This is a genomic window from Bacillus cereus group sp. BfR-BA-01311 (assembly GCF_022664295.1).
Taxonomy (GTDB): Bacteria; Bacillota; Bacilli; order Bacillales; family Bacillaceae_G; genus Bacillus_A; species Bacillus_A cereus.
The window spans coordinates 84,862-103,504 of sequence record NZ_JAKUHC010000006.1 but is presented as its reverse complement, the minus strand read 5'-3'; the positions used below and the strand labels follow the sequence as shown (position 1 = coordinate 103,504).

Genomic DNA, 18,643 nt, shown 5'->3' with positions numbered 1-18,643 from the left:
TAAAAACAAGAAAAAACCTACTTACAGCAGTAGGCACCTATCTTTATTGTATTCATTTTTCATATATTTGTCATCTAAACGAAACGTACATCCGATAGACATCTGCTAAAAACTGCTGAAATTTAATACCTTGTTTCCCTAATACATTCTCAGGATCAATCTTTCTAGCTGGATCAAGCGTTTTATGTGACACGATATCTTTTTTCGGATTTAAGCCAAAGTTTTGGCATAAATACGCATGATACCATGTAAAACGATTATATGCTTCCCAAAAGTTAACATCACCACCATAACAAAGTTCCACTCCAATGGCCGCCTTATTCGCGTCATAGCCATATAAGTCATTATCCGTCGGCACACCATATCGAACATGATACGCAACTTCATTTATAGGAATAATCTCCAATATTGTTTTATCATCTATAAATGTATGCGCCGAAGCTTTCGGTTGTAATTCATTAAAGTAATCTCGATTCCCTATCGCATTGCTTCCAGGATTCCCCGTATCATGGCTTACAATAAATCTCACTTTAGTCAGAGGAATCCCCGGTCGTGAACTTCCATATCCAATATAGTTGCGCTCTATAGGAAACATCGCCATTGCTACCAACTCCCGCTCTAGAAGATTACCTTACTTCCTTATATATGTATTCGGTAGCAATGTCCTTATCGCATATTTCTTACGCGAAGAGAAAATCGAAAATATTTGAAGTGAACACCATAAACAACAAGATACTTACAGCCACTCCATAAAAACCGTAAAACCAAACACAATCTTCTTTCGTATCTAAACCGAAAAATTTATTTACCGATTGTAATAATGTGCCACGCTTGCTTTGTTTGTTTCGTAATACTTCCACTCGCTCTACAACATCTGCTGGCATCATAAATCTTTGGTCTACTGTCATTTTCATCATTTATCTCTCCTTAAAATCATTTCCGTTTTGTTTATCTAAGGAGAGTATAGCACGTTTGTTCGTACAGAACAAGCGTTCTTTTTATTTTTATTTTATTTTTCAGCAAGCCAAGTAAAAATCGAGATTACAACGGCAATAATCGGCCCTACTACAACCACACCAAATACCAAAAACAGTAACCCTTCCCCGAACATCCGAACGGTACTTATTTTTCGAGCTTTCATCGTTCTTCCAAGTTCTCCCTCTAACCTCTTAACCTTCTCTTCTAATTGTTCTACTCGTTCCAGCATTTCATTCTCCATATACAACACCTCATTTAATACTTCAACAAAAAAACGTGATTCCCTCGAAAGGAAATCACGTTTTCTCAAGATATAATATTTTATACCCAACCTCTGAAGCGGCTTGCTTCAGCCATTTTACGAACACCAACCATGTACGCCGCTAAGCGCATGTTCACTTTACGAACTTGTGCTGTTTCATAAATAGAATCAAATGATCTTACCATTACCTTTTCTAAACGTTGTTCTACTTCTTCTTCAGTCCAGTAGTAACCTTGGTTGTTTTGTACCCACTCAAAGTAAGATACTGTTACACCACCAGCACTTGCTAACACGTCTGGAACAAGCAAAATTCCGCGATCTGTTAAAATTTTAGTCGCTTCTAATGTTGTTGGACCATTTGCAGCTTCAACAACGATTTTCGCTTTAATATCATTAGCATTTTCTTCTGTAATTTGGTTCTCAATTGCAGCTGGTACTAAAATATCGCAATCAAGTTCTAACAATTCTTTGTTTGAAATTGTATTGTTAAATAGCTTTGTTACTGTACCGAAGCTATCACGACGGTCTAATAAATAATCAATATCTAATCCGTTTGGATCATGTAACGCGCCGTAAGCATCTGAGATTGCAATAACTTTCGCACCTGCATCATGCATAAATTTAGCTAAGAAGCTACCAGCATTACCGAATCCTTGAACAACAACGCGTGCACCCTTAATATCAATGCCACGTTTTTTAGCAGCTTCGCGAATACAAATTGTTACACCTTTCGCTGTTGCTGTTTCACGTCCATGTGATCCACCTAATACAAGCGGTTTACCTGTAATAAATCCTGGTGAATTAAATTCATCAATACGGCTATACTCATCCATCATCCACGCCATAATTTGAGAGTTTGTGAATACATCTGGAGCTGGAATATCTTTCGTCGGACCTACGATTTGGCTAATTGCTCGTACATAACCGCGGCTTAATCTTTCTAACTCACGGAATGACATTTCACGTGGATCACAGATAATTCCACCCTTACCTCCACCATATGGTAAATCAACAATACCACATTTTAAACTCATCCAGATTGAAAGTGCTTTCACTTCATTTTCTGTTACATTCGGATGGAAGCGAATTCCACCTTTCGTTGGACCAACAGCATCATTATGTTGCGCACGATATCCTGTAAATATTTTAACAGTCCCGTCATCCATACGAACTGGTATTTTCACTGTCATCATACGAATTGGTTCTTTTAATAATTCATATACTTCGTTTGGATAACCCAATTTTTCTAACGCTTCACTAATAACAATTTGTGTTGAATTCAATAGTTCAAAATGTTGTTCCCTTTGTTGTTGTGTTTTTGTTTGAGTTCCCTTTTCGGCTACCATAGTAAGTAAACCCCCTGTAATTTCACTTGTTTAGTAAACCTTCATTGCCTAGTATACACCCTTAAATTTGGAATGCAATAGAAAACGCTAACAAATATATACAAACTATTTTCTGTTGCAAGCGTTTTCACTATTATTATAGTCCTTTTATTACTTTTAGAAAAGTAAAATACTTAAATATTTAAATATTTTTTATTTTCATCAACCACACTCCCATAAAACTGCATATTTTATTTTCAAAAAGTATGTTCGAGTATTTACAATCATCCCTTCCCTTCTCCAAATAAAAACAAAACCTCAGCTATGTTGTATTAGCTGAGGTTTTGTTTTTTCACAAAGTAATTGTGTATTTGTTCTATCGCGTTAACATCCATTAATTCTTTACCGTACTCCATGATGCGATAAATGGTTGCTGTAGACGGATTACCGTATTCCGCTAAAATAGCTATAAAATCCGCCTTTAACAATTGAATTTGTTCCTCTTCTTCCACCCAAAGATAGAAGCGCTCATCCCACGTATATAGCTTTCCGCCAGTTACACCAAGGTTATATAAGCGATTCGACAGGTTAATTACGTCATCTAGCGTAGCAAACTCATATAATATATGCTCACTTTCATCTAGAGTCACTTGCATTTCAATAAACTCGTCACGGAACTCATCATCTGTATCCATTTCTTGATTTTCTTTCGTTACAATTACAACCATCCCTTGTGCTTGTAGAGAAAACACTTCAACTGCAATCGGACCATCTGCTTCAAACCCTAATTCCTTATTTGCTTCTTGCATCATATCACGAAATAATTGCTGTACTTTCGGTGCATTTCTCCATAAATCTTCTTTCGTTAATCCTCGTTCAGATAAATCATCAAATGTTAGAAAAATTTTTATCTTATTGTAATTTAATCGTTCCAGCCTCATCTCATACCCTCCCTACGTAACCAATGCATCTAATTTTTATTATATGAAATAGAAAATAGATGGTTCTTTTCGAACAACTATTCCGACATTTTTAACCATCCATCCCATTCTTCTTTCGTATCACCAATTAAGATTGTTTCAATGTCCAACTGGTTTAGAACGCCTAGCTTTCCGATAAATCCAACAGAAAGAGATTCCCTTTTTTCTTGTAATAAATTTATAAAGTTCATCGTCTTTTTCATTTCTTGTTCGTCAGCAAAAGATATAAATACATATTTCGGCTGTATTTCCTCTACCGCTGATAACATACCATCTTCAGCTAAGCTTGTCCTAATATATATCGCCTCATATCCTTTTAAGCGTAAATAAGTTGAAAAAATAAATCCTTTCAATGCATCCTTTTCTAACACAATAACTTTGTGTAAAGAGGAAAACATTGAGGCATTGTGATACACCATCCCTAGACGCGTTTGTAAAAATGATAGTGCATATTGAAATTGCACCATTGAAATCTCATTATTATTTTTTGACGTTAATAATTTGTCTGTCACTCGAAGAACGATACTGGCAACAACCTTTTCTGTTGAATATATACTAAAAGCTTCGTTTAATAATGCAGCAATTGTAATTTCATCAAATTTTAACAAAGCTTGTAGCAAATCGTCCACTAAAACAACTTCTTTATCGAAATGTATCTCTTTTTGAACTGTACTCTGCAAACGATTCTCTTCTAATAACTGAACTGCTTGTCCAATCATCATACCGGAAGAAACTTTTTCCATTAACCATTTTAAAATTTGAATATGCTCTTCTGTATATAAGCGATGCCCAGCTTGATTCCGCTTTGGGGCAATAATTTGATATCGTCTTTCCCATGCACGAAGCGTACTCGGCTGAACTCCAATTATATTCGAAACGGCTTTTATATTATATTTCCCACTAAGAGTTGGCATCATTTCCCTCCGCACAATGTAATGATATGTGTTTGAGCAGGTGCTCGGAAACGAAGTGGTATCAATGTTGTTCCATACCCATTACTAACAAAGAGAATCGTATTCAAATGGTTATATACGCCACCTTTTAAATATTTTTTAGATGGGAATAATCGGATTTGTCCTCCATGCGTATGTCCACTTAACACAAGTGAAATCTGTTCATTTCCAGACATTTTTTTTATTATATCAGGGTTGTGACTAACTAGGATACGAAAACCATCTTCTTTACAATCCGCCAATGCCAAATCTAGACGATCACGGTGCAATCCAACATCATCTATACCGAGCAAACAAATTTTCTCTCCTAATTCAGACTCAAATACCACTCTTGTATTATCTAAAACTTTTACGTTATTTTCTAATAATAACGCATCTAATTCATGATATTCTATCTCATAATCATTGTTTCCCCACACAAAATATACAGGACCTATCTCTCTTAACTTTTGAATATTCGCAGAGATTTTTGATAAAGAGACACCTTTCTCTGCTAAATCTCCTCCGATAATTACGAGATCTACTTTTCCTTTTACTTGTTCAATTAACAAATTCGAAATGACCCTTCTATGAATATCAGAAATAAAAAACACATTTACTTTTTGAAAACTTTTCGGAAATTCTTTAAATACTAAAGTATGTTCCAACACCGTATTACGCATCGCTTCTTTATACATCACAAAAAGTAATAAAATCCCCATGCCTATGAGAGTACTGAATAATATAATCCATATCATATTTTTGACTCCCTCCTCATAAAGATAATCCTAGGCTTTTATAACAAACTGTGATCGCTTAACTCGCTAGCTTTCTTGCTTTGTGGACTTATCTTTTATCGGAATTTTTAATTCTTGACCTGCACTCACTTCATCTTCCTGCAAGTTATTATACTTTTTAATTACTTCAATTCCATTTCCATCTGAAAAATATTGCTTCGCTATACTTTCTAAAGTTTCTCCCTCTTTCACAGTATGCGTTATTACTTTTTCGGAATATTTCTGCGACTCAGATTTAGCTGAATCAAAGAAGATTACTTCAAACGCACTTTTTCCAGCATTATTACTATCACCCTTCACCTGAATATATTTATCCGTGTACCACAAAATACTAATCGGCAGAAGAATGAATAGAAATGTTAAAACCCGGACGAAAATGTGATTTATTTTAAACTTTTGTTTTTTCTCTTTATTTCTATGAATTTCACTACGCGGCGGTAAACTTTCTTTTTCTTCCACTCGCTCAACTTCTAATTCCTCTTCAAAATCAGGAATTCGTTTCCTCATGTTGTTCACCACCACCTTCCATTTATTTTCTTAATTGGAGTCCCATTATAAAATCAACAAGAAAGTGTGCAAAGATTGTTATAAACAAATTTCCTGTCCATTCAAATACATAACCAAAGACAAAACTAATGAAACAGACGAAACAAAATAAAAATGGCTTTGTTATATAACGAATATGTAACACTGCAAATACGAAGCTCGCAATTACAATTCCAAAATGAGTCTGTACTACACCTCTAAATAAAAATTCTTCTGCAAAACCAATCAAGAACGTAATAACGAGTAAGTGTAGAACGGACATTCCTCGAAACATCTTATCGTTAATACCACCATCATCAAACCATGACTCCGGAAACACTCGCATTGCAACATAATCTAATAACACAATACCAATCGCTAACAAACCACCTATAATAAGTATAGATACTGGTTCCCATTTCCATAAATTAAAGACTTCTTTTACATCTTGAAATAATATATATGCCAGTAAACAGCCAATACCGATAATAATTAACTGTGTTATATATAGATTCAGCCTTATTTCCTGCGGACTCATATCTTCAACATTATGCCTTTGAATGTTCATCATTCCTCCATCTTTTCTAGGCCGAAAAGCTTTTGTAACTCTGTTTCCCAATTATAGTCGAAATCCGATTGTTGCGCTCGTCTTTTTTTATAATCTTCTTTGGTAATACCGCAATAATCGCAGCAATTAATTAACTCTTGCTCTTTCCTATAACCGAACTGTTGCAGCACATATTCACGTCTACACCCTTTAACTTGTATCCATGACTTCATCTTTTCTAGCTCACTATATTTATTACGCAACCTTATTTCTACTTCAGCTATTAATCGGTTCATGATTTCATCTGACAAACCTTCTAATAATAATCTTCGTTGTTGTATAATTCCAACCTGTTCGAGATGATAACGAACGAAACGCCAATATTGCTCATTAAATCTTGCTGCATTATAACAAATTTCTTCTACATCTTCTATTGGTAATTCCTTCGTTTGAAATATTCTTTCTTGTAGTAAAGAAAATAAAAATTTTATTTGTGACTTACTTGGCAATTCATCCTCAATGATTGAAATTGGTAAATCATGATCCAACGGACTACATAATAAAATAGCTATACTCGGTTCGCCATCTCTTCCAGCTCTTCCGATTTCTTGTAAGTAAGAGGCTATATTAGTTGGATAATGAAAATGAATAATATATCGCGTATTCGCCTTATTTACCCCCATACCAAATGCACTTGTGCATATTACAAGTTGCAATTGATCGTTCATAAACTGCTGTTGAATTAACATACGCTCTTCATGTTCCATACCACCATGATAAAAAGCTACACCAGTAACACCTTTCCCTCCCAAGTATTCCGTTAACCTTTCTGTCCACGCTCTACTTGAGCAATATACAATCCCCGGCCCTTGTAAATACATCACCTGCTCTAAAAGCGCCTCTTTCTTTTCTTCTATCGTCTCTACAAATTGCACATCCATTGCAATATTAGGACGATCAATAGAGTATACATGTTCCGCGGCACCCTTTAAATTTAAACTATCTGCGATATCCTGCAGTACCCCTTTTGTCGCTGTGGCTGTCAATGCTAATACTGTAGGAGAGCCAATATTTCCAATAACTACATTTAGTTTTTTATAGTCCGGTCTAAAATCATAACCCCATTGAGAAATACAATGAGCCTCATCAACAACAAATAATGAAATATGAATTTTCTTCAATTCCCTAATTAATAACTCCGACTGCAACATCTCTGGTGAAACAAAAATAAATTTATATGAAGATAATTTTTTCATCGCTTCTCTTTTTTCATTTAATGTCCGAAAACTATTAAATGCTATCACTCGGTTTTTCACAACATACTTTAATTGTGTCACTTGATCTTCCATTAAAGATAATAACGGTGATACAACAAGCACTGTTCCTTCTCGCATAAGCCCCGGAAACTGATAGCACATAGATTTCCCTCTTCCAGTCGGAAGCATTGCTATCACATCTTTTCCTTCTAATAAATCTGTAATTACTCCTTTTTGACCTGGACGAAATTCAGAATATCCAAACCACTTATATAAATATTCTTCAAGTTTCATTTACACCCTCCATCCGCGCTAATACAAGACGAACTTCAAAATAAGAGATATCTTCTCCAACCGCTTGTTTCAAAACACGTAACTTCCGCGTTTGCAATGCTTCAATTACTTTTATTACTTTGTCTATCTTTTCTTTTTCCATAAACATTTCAATAGAAAAATCTTTTTCTCGCAAAGCAATTTCAACAAAATGATCTTCTATCGTTGCAACCTTTAAATTCCGAATCGTCGCTATTTCTTCTAAAGAACGTCCTTGTCTCCAAAAATTATATGTTTTTTTCGTGGATAAACTAAATAATTCAGCTCTCTCATTTGGATAAGATATAATTTCAGCTAATAGTGGAAATTCATTTTCTTTATCACGAACTTCTTGTATAAAGAAATGTATTGTACCCCAAAATAAAAAATACACCCTGAATATATCTTGTTTCGTAATTTCTGCTAATTGTTGCAATGTACAACCAATGCGTTCATAACCCGTTAATCGATATGTTACAATCGTCGCTTCTATCGCATTACTCTTTTCTAAAAGATTATGTACTTCCGTCCATAGTTTTCTCGCCAACTCACTTCTCTTATATGGCCTTCCTGTTAGAAAACGTTTCACCCACATCATTATTTCTGTATCTTGCTGAATTGGAATAAATCTCGTATTATTCTGTTGTAAATTTGATATGGTTTGAATAATTAATGATAATCTTTTCCAAAATGTTTCACCTAATTCACCATAATGTAAACCATGCAAATGCGCCGGAAAAGCATAAACTTCCTCCCATTTATGTAACTGCATTTTACCCGTAGGTGTTAACACATATGTATTTTCATGTATTTCTTGAATAAAATCCGCTTGCAACAACTTTGCAACTTCACCATCATAGTCATTTCTATTTAATGATTTATATATTCCGAACAAAAAAGAAATTCGGAACATATTTCCATCTTGTAAAGTTTGCGAAGAACGTTTGCCCTTTAGTAAATAATAAATAGAAGAAACGGTTCTTTCACCATTCAATTGTTTTAAACAATGCAACAAAGTATATTGTATTTGCATGACCGCTTCCACCTTCCAATCTTAACTTCATTCTTTTCAGTACAATTACACTATCTACTGTCGCTCATTAAACTTATCATATAAGAACTATATACTTGTATATATTCTATTGTATCAAACGAAATCATATTTACGTATTTTGAAAATCTTATGACATAATTCAAAAATAAGTTGACACTCTAATTGATAAGCATTATCATTATAATTTTATGTTGAAAAGTTTTACAAACCGTTTTACAATAAGGTTATAATTTTTATGGCGAGCTTTTCACATACATATTATCAGGAGGGAAAAAAGATGGCAAAATATACAATCGTTGATAAAGATACTTGTATTGCATGTGGTGCTTGTGGCGCTGCTGCACCAGACATTTATGACTATGATGATGAAGGTATTGCATTTGTAACATTAGATGATAACCAAGGTATCGTTGAAATTCCAGATGTATTAATTGAAGATATGATGGATGCATTCGAAGGCTGTCCAACTGACTCAATTAAAGTTGCTGACGAATCATTCGACGGAGACGCTTTAAAATTCGAATAGTCTTTTATTAACTTCAAAAAACGCCCCTCCTATTGATGAGGGGCGTTTTTTGTATCTAAATTTTATTTTCCTTAATAAAAAACCATTAGTAGTTTCACACTACTAATGGTTTTAGTATATATTATGCATTTTTCATTTTTGCAAACACCCATACTTTCAGGCGTGAGAATAATGCTACAAATACAATTGTTACAACAATCCCTTTAATTAAATTAAATGGTAAGATTGCCGTTACAACCGTTGTTTTTATAGCTTCGCTAGACATAGCTGGTGAATTTAAAAACCAAGTGTACGCCGGGAATATGATGATGTAGTTTAATACACTCATAATAAGTGCCATTGTAATTGTCCCTAGCATTAATCCTGTAGTTAAACTCTTCACAGTACGATACTTTCTAAATAAGAAAGCTGCTGGCCCAATAAATAAACATCCTGCAATAAAGTTTGCAATTTCTCCAACTGGTACTCCCGTTAAACTTCCTTGAATCCCGTAATGTAAAATGTTCTTTATCGCCTCTACAATCACTCCTGCTACTGGTCCAAAGATAATTGCCGCAATTAGAGCTGGTACATCACTAAAATCAATTTTCAAAAATGGCGGAAGCCCTGGGAACGGGAAATCCAACATCATTAGTAAATATGCAATACTACTTAGCATCGCTACACTCACCATCTGCACTACACTGTTTTTTTGTTTCATCTTTCTCTCTCCTTTTCCATCGATCATCTCATGGAAAGTGGAAAGGTTCTGCTATGCCTATTTTTTCATAGAACGAAAAAACCCTTTGTGTTTTACACAAAGGGAGAATTTAAGGCACATCAAACAGACATTCAAATCCATATCTTTTTTGAACGCTTGAACCTCCATCTTCTCCCATCCAGACTATACTGTCGGCTTTGGAATCACACCAAATCCTGCCTTAACGGCTCGCGGGCTTAGAACAAAATCATAAATAGTTCATCACCGCCGGTCGGGATTTTCACCCTGCCCCGAAGATAGACCGATATTCTATTTTCCCCTTCATTATACAACAACCTCATAACATTGTGAACTAAAAAATTGTAACTTATTTAAAATTAGTTATTTATTTTTCGTAACAACAAATAAATTGCGAGATATTTTACAATACAATCCATATTTTTTATTATTCGGCATTTCTCTTTTGAATTACCTAGTCATATATAATTAAAAGTGATAAGATATTGAATTGTTAAGATAAGAACATTTTCTGAGTTATGGAGGAAATGTCATGAAAAAAGACAAGAGACATTCTATTCGAGAAGCAATGAAAAAAAACTTAAGAAAAGAATACTTTTACTTAAAAAAAGAATTACTTTTCTACTGCCCAATTGATTTAGGCACATTCTCAAACGAGACATACTATGCTACTTTCGATGAAGATGGCATCAGTATTTATCAGTATGATAAAAAAACAGAAAGTAAATTAAAATTGTGTGAGCGTCATCCGTGGAAGAGTTGGAATAAAGTGAAGATTGATCACTATTTGACAACTTCTCAATTTATTTTTCAGGGTGAGCGAAATTGGATCTTATCTCTTTTTCAAAAAGGAAAAGAAGCTCAAAAAATTATTGAAGAGCATACATCTTTACAAACAGAAGTTGTTTCCCGCTCTTTCTTAAAAAAACTTCCTGGTTTTCGTTCTAATACACCACTGAATAAATACATCGGTAGTATTTGTTACACTGCACTTATTGCATTTTTATTAAAATGGATGATTCCATTTCAAGCACCACAAATCGCCCTGTATTCTATCTCGATTGGTTGTATGCTTCTTGGCCTACTTTGTTTGACAATCGGTTTAATTGAACCGACTATCGTACTGTTTCGAACAAAAGAGAAAACAAGAACAAAAGTTTTTTACTTATATAGCTATTTAGCTATTTCTGGATTTATATGTGTCTTTATTTTTTGGTAAAAGAAGCCGTCCCAAAATAAATTTTGGGACGGTTTTCTTTTAGATATAGATGCTCTGATTCACTCAATAGTTCTAGCAAAAGCGCCCATATAATTTCATTTACATTGAATCTTATTTAAGAAGAACATAAATTTGTTCAAAGTTTAATTTTTGAAGCGTTTCCTTTACTTAACATATAATTGTTGATTAGGATAAATTAGCTCTTGCTGCAATCCATTTTTTTCTTTAATTTCCTTAAGTGTCATACTAAATTTCCGTGCAATACTAACTAAAGTATCCCCTTTTTGTACGACATATAATGACGAAGAAACAACTTCATTTCTTTGTTCACTTAAAACAAGCAATGGGTTCATCGCATTCTTTTTCGCCATCGTCCATCTTCCTTGATGAAGTTCTAGATGTAAGTGCGCACCTCGCGATTCTCCCGTGTTCCCTACTTCTCCAATTTTTTCTCCTTTGGAAATATAATCTCCTTGATCCACATATCTCTTATTTAAATGTGCATATACAGCCTCATATTCGCCGTGTTTAATAAATACAACATTTCCATAACTACTTGAATAATAAGACCTCGTTACCTTACCATCTTGGATAGCTGCCACAGGCGTTCCAATCGGCGCAGCTACATCAATACCATAGTGTTTTCCATGCCTTGTCCCAAAATAATCACTTATCTGACCTTCAACAGGCCATGTCCATCGATTTTCTTCTGCATAAACATGTAATTGAGATACAAACAATATACTCAATAACATGACACCGCATTTTAAAACTTTCATATACATCCTCCGTTTTCTAATTACCACCATACCTTCTCTATTTTGGTATATTACAGAAAAAAGTATACAAAAAAAGAAAGTGAATTACTCCACTTCCTTCTCTTTCTTATCACGAAAAACTAATGCACTACGGTTATACTCCACATCTTTCACTTGTAATCGGGCATTTATTACTCGAGCTATCGCAAACAAATAATCAGATAATCTATTTACATACTTTAATACAACTTCATTTATTTTCACTTCTTTTTGCAATGATACTATAGAGCGTTCTGCTCTCCTTACAACAGTACGTGCAATGTGAATAGTAGCCGCTGCCTCGCTACCACCTGGCAAAATAAAGCGTTCTAGTGGCGGGGCTTCTTCTATATATAAATCAATCTTTCTTTCTAAACTTTCAACCATCACAATTGTCACTTTATAAGGAATTTTTTGTTCCACTATTGCCAAGTCTCCTCCGCAATCAAATAGTTCATGTTGAATATTTTCGAGCTCATTGTAAATATCTATAAAAGCCCCGCCTTGAAGCTTAGTCATTGCATATCCAATATGAGAATTTGCCTCGTCTATTGTTCCATACGCTTCCACACGGATATCATCTTTATCAACCCTGCCACCTATTACACTTGTCGTTCCTTTATCTCCTGTTTTTGTATATAATTTCATTTCTTCACAGCACCTCTCTTGTTATTCTTTATTCGAGCAACATAGAAAAAAGTTCTACCATTCTTTATTTAATTGAGTTTACAAAAAAATAAAAAACAGCAGAACTTTATTCATTATCAACTTTAAAAACGCATATCTAAATTATACGATGCGGTAAATATACAGAGAATGTAGTTCCTCCTCCAACAACACTTGATACAGAAATTTTACCATCATGGCCTTGAACAATATTTTTCGCAATCGCAAGCCCGAGTCCTGTTCCACCCTTTTTCCCACGTGTTCTTGCTTTATCAGCTTTATAGAAACGATCAAATAAAAATGGAATATCTTCTTCTGGAATGCCTGCACCCGAATCTTGTACTTCAAAAATAAGACCGTTATTTTTCGTATCAATTACAAGCGTTACATGTCCGCCTGCATTCGTATGACGTATTGCGTTATCAATTAAATTCGTCAATACTTGTTCCATACGATCTGCATCAAACGGGTATTGTTCAATTGGACCTTTGAAATCAACCGTTAAAGCGACCTCTTTATCCTTTGCAATCCCTTGGAATTTACGACCAATTTTTTCAACAAACGGATGTATATCCACTTCACCAATATGTAACTCTACATGACCGCTTTCCATACGAGCTAAATCTAACAATTCATTTACAAGTTTACCTAAACGAACAGATTCATCATAAATAATTTGAACAAACTCATCTATTTCCTCTTTCGTTTGCACAATATCATCTAAAATCGCTTCACTATACCCTTGCAGCATGACCATTGGTGTACGAAGTTCATGTGATACATTCGCAATAAAATCTTGACGCATCTTTTCAAGACGACGTTCTTCCGTCATATCTCGCAGCACTGCTACAGCTCCACGAATTTTCGTTTGATTGTAAAGCGGCGTCATAAGAACTACATAGTTTCCTTTTTGTAAATTAATTTCAACAACTTGTTGTTGTTCGCTTTCTACAACGAGATGGAATAATTCCACAAGTTCAGAAGGTAGTTTTTTACTGAGCTCTATCTCTTTTTCTTCTTGCCAAACTTGTAAGAAATGTTCGGCCGGCGGATTGATTACAACGACTTCACCTTCTTGATTTAACGTAATAACCCCATCTGCCATACTACTCAAAATACTTGCTAACTGCTCTTTTTCTTGTTGCAAGGCGTTCATATTAAACTTCAACTGTTTTCCCATTTGATTTAAGGCCGTTGCAAGCTCACCAATCTCATCCTGAGATACCATAGGAGCCTTTGCATCAAACTTCCCACGTGACACTTCAAAAGCAACCTCACGCATTTTACGAAGCGGTGCTGTAATCCGAGTAGATAAGAAGAACGCAAAGAAAGTTGTTAATATAATCGCAATTCCAGCCGATAAGAAAATAAAATCAGTTGTTCTTTCCATACCTTGTATCGGTACTTGTAAAGATTCATATACGAACACTGCACTTTGATTTTTTGATTGCACTGGTTTTCCGACGATCATAATATCATTTTCGGTGTTTTTATTCTTCCTACTATTAGACGCTTTTCTAATATTATTCTTAATTTCTTTTTTGTCTGTAAACACAGCCGCTAATTCTTTATCTTCTTTTAAGTCATCCATTGTAAGAGTGACTAACCCTTCTTGTTTCGGTGAAGAAGAGATTTCTTTACCATCTTCTACAATAATAATCCTTGAAAGTGGGTCAGAGAATTTGTAAGCGATATTCTCAATCGTTTTTACATCGGCACCTTCTTCAATTAACTCTGAAACACTTGTTGCAACTTTTTGAAGCCTAGCTTCACTCATATCAACATAATACGTTCTAAAAAACTGTGAAAGTAAAATCGCAACAAATCCAAGAACAAACGAAACGAGAAGTAATATGGTCATCCATAACTTCCCTACTACACTTCTCCAAAGCATCAGTCGTTCACAACCTCAAATTTGTAACCTACACCCCAAACAGTAACGATCATTTTCGCTGCATCTGGTGATTTTTTGCTTAACTTCTCACGTAAACGCTTTACATGTGTATCAACTGTACGTAAATCTCCGAAGAATTCATATTGCCATACTTCTTTTAACAGTTGCTCACGATCGAATACTTTATCAGGAGCTTTCGCTAAAAATAATAGTAACTCATATTCTTTCGGCGTTAAGTTTACTTCATTACCATCTGCAGTAACACGGTGTGCATCGTTATCAATTGTTAAGTGCGGGAATACAGTAACATCTTTTGTCGTTGTATCTTGTGTAAAGAATGTTGTTGGTACAGCACGACGTAATACCGCTTTCACACGTAGTACGACCTCACGTGGACTAAATGGCTTTACAATATAATCATCTGTTCCAACTTCAAATCCTTGTACTCTATTTACTTCTTCACCTTTTGCTGTCAGCATAATAATTGGTGTCGCTTTCTTCTCACGAACCCCTTTACATACTTCAATACCATCTTTACCAGGCATCATAAGATCTAATAAGATTAAATCGTAATCATTTTGCAACGCCATTTCTAAAGCTGTATCACCATTATCTGCTTCTTCAATCGTATATTGTTCTCTTTCTAAGTACATTTTCAATAAACGACGAATACGATCCTCATCATCTACAATTAAAATTCTTGATTCATTTTCCATCACTACCCGCTGCGCACTCTCACCTCAGCGGTTCACACCTACCCTTCTTTAACTATTATGTTGCGCTATTCTCGTTTATTTAAGCAATCTTCTAAATGTTTCACTTCCCATATTATGCTTCACAAGAATAATAAATTTTGTTCAATTTTTTTCCAAAACTATGTATTTTTTTTGAACAGCATATAATGTCCTCGACATCATTTTACAAAATCAACCGCTACTTTGTCATGTTTTTCTCAAAAAAGAAGAAAAGTTGACAAAAATAAAATAGGAAAGTGACATGCACTCCCCTATTTTATTTCTCTATGCATATGAATGTAAACCGGCAATAATTAAGTTTACTACAATAAAGTTAAACATAATGATTGCAAAACCAATTACTGCAAGCCAAGCTGACTTCTCTCCATGCCATCCTTTTGATAGGCGTAAATGTAATACTGCCGCATAAAAGAGCCAAGTGATAAGTGCCCAAACCTCTTTTGGATCCCAGCCCCAAAAACGTGTCCACGCTATTTGTGCCCAAATCATCGCAAAAATTAATGCACCTAATGTGAACACTGGGAATCCAATTGCAATAGATCGATATCCGATTTCATCTAGTAAATCACTATTCGTATTCTTTACTAACGGCTGAAGTGCCGCCGATACTCGCTTCCGTAAAACAAGTCTTAATACAATATACAGTAATGTTCCAACTAACACTGACCAAATAACAGTATTTAATTTTTTCGCATTTACAATCGCTGGAACTTCAACTGCCGGTTCTAATTTATTTTCTGTCAGTAACTTCCCTTCGTGCGGTCCAACTAAAGCCGGAAGATTGTATTTCATTTCCACTTGTTGTTCATTTTTATCAATCCATTGAAACTTCGCTTCATATTTCATACTAGAAAATACCGTTGTTACTCCAATAAATCCAACTGTACAAACAAGTGTAAATACTACCGTCTCTAGCCAAAATGTACGTTTACTTCTCGTCGATTGATCTACATTTTTCAATAAATACATAACACCTGTAATAAAACTAATCGCTAAAATGGCTTGTCCTGCTGCTGCCGTCGTCACGTGAATATGTAACCAATTACTTTTTAAAGATGGAATAAGCGGAGATATTTCCCTCGGAAACATACTTGCATAGGCAATTAATAAAAGCGCAACTGGTAATGCAAATAGTCCGATTATGCTTACACGGTACATAAAATACATGACAATAAATGCTCCTACAAGCATCATGCCGAAAAATGTACCGAATTCAAAAAAGTTACTAACTGGCGCATGTCCTGATGCAATCCACCTTGTAACAAAATATACTGTTTGTGCAATAAACCCTAAAATTGTAATCGTTATTCCTACATTTGCCCATTTATGACCCTTTTCTTTAATTGCTCCCCCGAAAAATAGAGTGGCAATTAAATATAAAATAAATGCGGTAAAGAGAAAGTTACTACTTATTTGCACCATATCGTTTCCCCACCTTAACTAATTTTTTTATCAATTACTTTATCATTTGGCTGTGGAATTGCTGTACCTTCTAGTACTCTTTCAATATCTTTCTTTAAACCGAACCAATTTTTATTTGTATGCCCTGCAATCCACCATTCATCATTAACACGTTGTATCCAAATACGGCGATGATTCCAATACATACCTTGAATGACACCAACCATAAATATAAATCCTCCAATGCTGAGAATCCAAAGCGTTAAATCTTTTCTTACAGTAAGTGCTGTTGCATTTTGCATTTCAACACCTGCAAACGACATTTTATATTTGTTGTTTCCATCTGGTTCTATATTTTGCTGAATACCAACAAAACTCACTTCACCATCTGGTGTTTCAGGTGTAAACATTTTAAATACAAATGCAGGATTGTTTGGTAATTTCGTTTTTGTATTTGGTTTTCCATTCTCATCAAAATAAAAATCAGGAAAATAGCTTAATAGTTCTAGAGAATAACCATTTCCTAAATCATATTTTTCCTTAGGATTCGTTAAATCTACTTTAATTGGTCCCCACTTTTGATTATTTTCTTTATTTTGCAAGTTAAAGGACATACTTTTAAATTCACTTTCTTTATAATCCACTTGATACACTGCAAATTGATCAAATTTCAGTGGTTCATTCACTCGAATTTCCGCTTCTTTTACTTTTTCTAATTTCGGTTTTTGTCCTGCTATATTTTCTCCTACTGCTTTATATAATACGGCATTCGTTTGGAAGTTTTTCGCAATCATTTTATCACCTACACGATCAATCGCTTCATCAAAAACTTCCTTGTCCTTACTTTTATCATAAACTTCTTTTATAAATTTCTCGTTTTTTAAGTAGTATTGTCCATCCGTCCCTGGTATTTCTTTCGTTTCACCGTCACGTAACCAAAGTGCTTCGTCTACGTACATACTCGGTAAAAAACGAAGCATCGCACCGAATAAAAAGATAATAAGACCGATATGATTTACATATGGACCCCAACGCGAGAAGCGTCCCTTTTCTGCTAAAACGTTTCCGTCTTCCACTTTCACGTTATAGTTTCTTTTCTTTAAATTCTCTTGCACTCTTTCCAGGTCACCTTCTTGCGGTGTACCAGTCCCATATAATCTCTGTCTCTTTAAAAAACTAGGATGTCTTTTTACGCCTTGCTTTTTTAAAGCTTTATAAAGTGGAATAACGCGGTCTAAACTACATATCACAAGTGAAATACCGATAGAAGCAATCAAAATCATATACCACCATGAACCGTATAAATTATTAAACCCTAATTGATAGTATAATTGTCCTAAAAATCCGTATTCTTGTTTATAATATTCAGCTGGTGCAATACCTGGAGTTATGTACATTTCTTGCGGAAATATAGTTCCTATCGCTGATGCAGCTAAAGTTATTACGATTAGCCATACACCTACTTTTACAGAAGAGAAAAAGCTCCAAATTTTATCGACTATCGTTTTTTTCTGCGTGAGAGATCTCCGTGCACTCCCCTCATAGCGCATATCCAATAGTTTTGCATTTTCATTGCTTTCAAATGGTTTCCCGCAAGCTTCACAAAAAACGGTTCCTATCGGATTAACATGTCCACATTCACATTTAATTTCTTTCAACACTCTCACCGCCCCTGTATCTATATGTACTATTGTATATT

The 18,643-nt window shown here is 34.7% G+C and carries 20 protein-coding genes and 1 riboswitch; of the genes, 2 read left to right on the top strand and 18 right to left on the bottom strand.

Annotation, left to right across the window (positions count from 1 at the left end; translation table 11 throughout):
- Positions 1–70: 70 nt before the first annotated feature.
- The 11 genes from MR136_RS16115 to MR136_RS16065 form a co-directional block, all read right to left on the bottom strand.
- Entirely contained in the window at positions 71–601 is a 531-nt protein-coding gene (locus MR136_RS16115; RefSeq protein ID WP_001240655.1) for a peptidoglycan recognition protein family protein, read from the bottom strand.
- Positions 602–680: 79 nt separating this feature from the next.
- Positions 681–917, bottom strand: coding sequence for a DUF3961 domain-containing protein (locus tag MR136_RS16110; RefSeq protein WP_001983018.1), 237 nt, complete (start codon positions 915–917; stop codon positions 681–683).
- A 92-nt stretch (positions 918–1,009) separates the two neighbouring features.
- Entirely contained in the window at positions 1,010–1,219 is a 210-nt protein-coding gene (locus tag MR136_RS16105) for a hypothetical protein (RefSeq protein ID WP_000426767.1), read from the bottom strand.
- A gap of 80 nt (positions 1,220–1,299) precedes the next feature.
- Positions 1,300–2,586 carry an NAD-specific glutamate dehydrogenase gene (gene gudB / locus MR136_RS16100; RefSeq protein WP_000225173.1) on the bottom strand — a complete coding sequence of 429 codons (1,287 nt, stop codon included), beginning with the start codon at positions 2,584–2,586 and terminating at the stop codon, positions 1,300–1,302.
- 311 nt (positions 2,587–2,897) lie between these two features.
- Entirely contained in the window at positions 2,898–3,506 is a 609-nt protein-coding gene (locus MR136_RS16095; protein ID WP_001235402.1) for a genetic competence negative regulator, read from the bottom strand.
- 77 nt (positions 3,507–3,583) lie between these two features.
- Entirely contained in the window at positions 3,584–4,459 is an 876-nt protein-coding gene (locus MR136_RS16090) for a MerR family transcriptional regulator (protein WP_001142718.1), read from the bottom strand.
- Complete coding sequence (locus MR136_RS16085; RefSeq protein WP_000637791.1) at positions 4,459–5,235, bottom strand: metallophosphoesterase; 777 nt, start codon at positions 5,233–5,235, stop codon at positions 4,459–4,461. The genes MR136_RS16090 and MR136_RS16085 overlap by 1 nt, the downstream gene beginning before the upstream one ends.
- A 66-nt stretch (positions 5,236–5,301) precedes the next feature.
- Entirely contained in the window at positions 5,302–5,781 is a 480-nt protein-coding gene (locus MR136_RS16080) for a LysM peptidoglycan-binding domain-containing protein (RefSeq protein ID WP_001231557.1), read from the bottom strand.
- A 22-nt stretch (positions 5,782–5,803) separates the two neighbouring features.
- A complete protein-coding gene (locus tag MR136_RS16075) occupies positions 5,804–6,367 on the bottom strand; it encodes a CPBP family intramembrane glutamic endopeptidase (RefSeq protein WP_001025780.1) in 564 nt (187 codons plus the stop codon).
- On the bottom strand, positions 6,367–7,896 hold the full coding sequence (gene recQ, locus MR136_RS16070; RefSeq protein ID WP_242259524.1) for an ATP-dependent DNA helicase RecQ: 1,530 nt from the start codon (positions 7,894–7,896) through the stop codon (positions 6,367–6,369). Before recQ ends, MR136_RS16075 begins: the two co-directional genes overlap by 1 nt.
- Entirely contained in the window at positions 7,886–8,947 is a 1,062-nt protein-coding gene (locus MR136_RS16065) for a YpbB family protein (RefSeq protein ID WP_001167004.1), read from the bottom strand. Before MR136_RS16065 ends, recQ begins: the two co-directional genes overlap by 11 nt.
- 298 nt (positions 8,948–9,245) lie before the next feature.
- Between MR136_RS16065 and MR136_RS16060 the strand changes: the two genes are divergently transcribed.
- Positions 9,246–9,494 (top strand): ferredoxin, encoded by a 249-nt coding sequence (locus MR136_RS16060; protein ID WP_001151993.1) that lies wholly within the window; start codon positions 9,246–9,248, stop codon positions 9,492–9,494.
- Between the two features lie 121 nt (positions 9,495–9,615).
- Here the strand turns inward: MR136_RS16060 and MR136_RS16055 are convergent, their stop codons facing one another.
- Positions 9,616–10,194 carry an ECF transporter S component gene (locus MR136_RS16055; RefSeq protein ID WP_000810855.1) on the bottom strand — a complete coding sequence of 193 codons (579 nt, stop codon included), beginning with the start codon at positions 10,192–10,194 and terminating at the stop codon, positions 9,616–9,618.
- A 162-nt stretch (positions 10,195–10,356) separates the two neighbouring features.
- Positions 10,357–10,496: riboswitch (FMN riboswitch) on the bottom strand.
- Positions 10,497–10,744: 248 nt separating this feature from the next.
- Between MR136_RS16055 and MR136_RS16050 the strand changes: the two genes are divergently transcribed.
- Entirely contained in the window at positions 10,745–11,431 is a 687-nt protein-coding gene (locus MR136_RS16050; protein ID WP_000710837.1) for a hypothetical protein, read from the top strand.
- Between the two features lie 164 nt (positions 11,432–11,595).
- On the opposite strand, the gene MR136_RS16045 is transcribed toward MR136_RS16050, so the two are convergent.
- The 6 genes from MR136_RS16045 to resB all read right to left on the bottom strand — a co-directional run bounded on the left by MR136_RS16045 (position 11,596) and on the right by resB (position 18,605).
- Positions 11,596–12,210: a peptidoglycan DD-metalloendopeptidase family protein gene (locus MR136_RS16045; protein ID WP_000866117.1), complete on the bottom strand. Its 615-nt coding sequence runs from the start codon at positions 12,208–12,210 to the stop codon at positions 11,596–11,598.
- Between the two features lie 84 nt (positions 12,211–12,294).
- Positions 12,295–12,876: a cob(I)yrinic acid a,c-diamide adenosyltransferase gene (locus MR136_RS16040; RefSeq protein WP_000781268.1), complete on the bottom strand. Its 582-nt coding sequence runs from the start codon at positions 12,874–12,876 to the stop codon at positions 12,295–12,297.
- A 136-nt stretch (positions 12,877–13,012) separates the two neighbouring features.
- Positions 13,013–14,788, bottom strand: a complete 1,776-nt coding sequence (gene resE / locus MR136_RS16035; protein ID WP_080446918.1) for a sensor histidine kinase ResE — start codon at positions 14,786–14,788, stop codon at positions 13,013–13,015.
- A complete protein-coding gene (resD, locus tag MR136_RS16030; protein ID WP_000426861.1) occupies positions 14,788–15,504 on the bottom strand; it encodes a DNA-binding response regulator ResD in 717 nt (238 codons plus the stop codon). The genes resE and resD overlap by 1 nt, the downstream gene beginning before the upstream one ends.
- Before the next feature lie 303 nt (positions 15,505–15,807).
- The gene (gene resC / locus MR136_RS16025) at positions 15,808–16,965 is read right to left on the bottom strand and encodes a cytochrome c biogenesis protein ResC (RefSeq protein WP_000250083.1); all 1,158 of its coding nucleotides are present in this window, start codon (positions 16,963–16,965) and stop codon (positions 15,808–15,810) included.
- Between the two features lie 14 nt (positions 16,966–16,979).
- On the bottom strand, positions 16,980–18,605 hold the full coding sequence (gene resB, locus MR136_RS16020; RefSeq protein WP_242259523.1) for a cytochrome c biogenesis protein ResB: 1,626 nt from the start codon (positions 18,603–18,605) through the stop codon (positions 16,980–16,982).
- Positions 18,606–18,643: the final 38 nt, after the last annotated feature.

Coding starts and splice junctions, on each gene's coding strand:
- MR136_RS16115 (WP_001240655.1), bottom strand. CDS start 601: ATGGCGATGTTTCCTATAGAGCGCAACTATATTGGATATGGAAGTTCA.
- MR136_RS16110 (WP_001983018.1), bottom strand. CDS start 917: ATGATGAAAATGACAGTAGACCAAAGATTTATGATGCCAGCAGATGTT.
- MR136_RS16105 (WP_000426767.1), bottom strand. CDS start 1,219: ATGGAGAATGAAATGCTGGAACGAGTAGAACAATTAGAAGAGAAGGTT.
- gudB (WP_000225173.1), bottom strand. CDS start 2,586: ATGGTAGCCGAAAAGGGAACTCAAACAAAAACACAACAACAAAGGGAA.
- MR136_RS16095 (WP_001235402.1), bottom strand. CDS start 3,506: ATGAGGCTGGAACGATTAAATTACAATAAGATAAAAATTTTTCTAACA.
- MR136_RS16090 (WP_001142718.1), bottom strand. CDS start 4,459: ATGCCAACTCTTAGTGGGAAATATAATATAAAAGCCGTTTCGAATATA.
- MR136_RS16085 (WP_000637791.1), bottom strand. CDS start 5,235: ATGATATGGATTATATTATTCAGTACTCTCATAGGCATGGGGATTTTA.
- MR136_RS16080 (WP_001231557.1), bottom strand. CDS start 5,781: ATGAGGAAACGAATTCCTGATTTTGAAGAGGAATTAGAAGTTGAGCGA.
- MR136_RS16075 (WP_001025780.1), bottom strand. CDS start 6,367: ATGAACATTCAAAGGCATAATGTTGAAGATATGAGTCCGCAGGAAATA.
- recQ (WP_242259524.1), bottom strand. CDS start 7,896: ATGAAACTTGAAGAATATTTATATAAGTGGTTTGGATATTCTGAATTT.
- MR136_RS16065 (WP_001167004.1), bottom strand. CDS start 8,947: ATGCAAATACAATATACTTTGTTGCATTGTTTAAAACAATTGAATGGT.
- MR136_RS16060 (WP_001151993.1), top strand. CDS start 9,246: ATGGCAAAATATACAATCGTTGATAAAGATACTTGTATTGCATGTGGT.
- MR136_RS16055 (WP_000810855.1), bottom strand. CDS start 10,194: ATGAAACAAAAAAACAGTGTAGTGCAGATGGTGAGTGTAGCGATGCTA.
- MR136_RS16050 (WP_000710837.1), top strand. CDS start 10,745: ATGAAAAAAGACAAGAGACATTCTATTCGAGAAGCAATGAAAAAAAAC.
- MR136_RS16045 (WP_000866117.1), bottom strand. CDS start 12,210: ATGAAAGTTTTAAAATGCGGTGTCATGTTATTGAGTATATTGTTTGTA.
- MR136_RS16040 (WP_000781268.1), bottom strand. CDS start 12,876: ATGAAATTATATACAAAAACAGGAGATAAAGGAACGACAAGTGTAATA.
- resE (WP_080446918.1), bottom strand. CDS start 14,788: ATGCTTTGGAGAAGTGTAGTAGGGAAGTTATGGATGACCATATTACTT.
- resD (WP_000426861.1), bottom strand. CDS start 15,504: ATGGAAAATGAATCAAGAATTTTAATTGTAGATGATGAGGATCGTATT.
- resC (WP_000250083.1), bottom strand. CDS start 16,965: ATGGTGCAAATAAGTAGTAACTTTCTCTTTACCGCATTTATTTTATAT.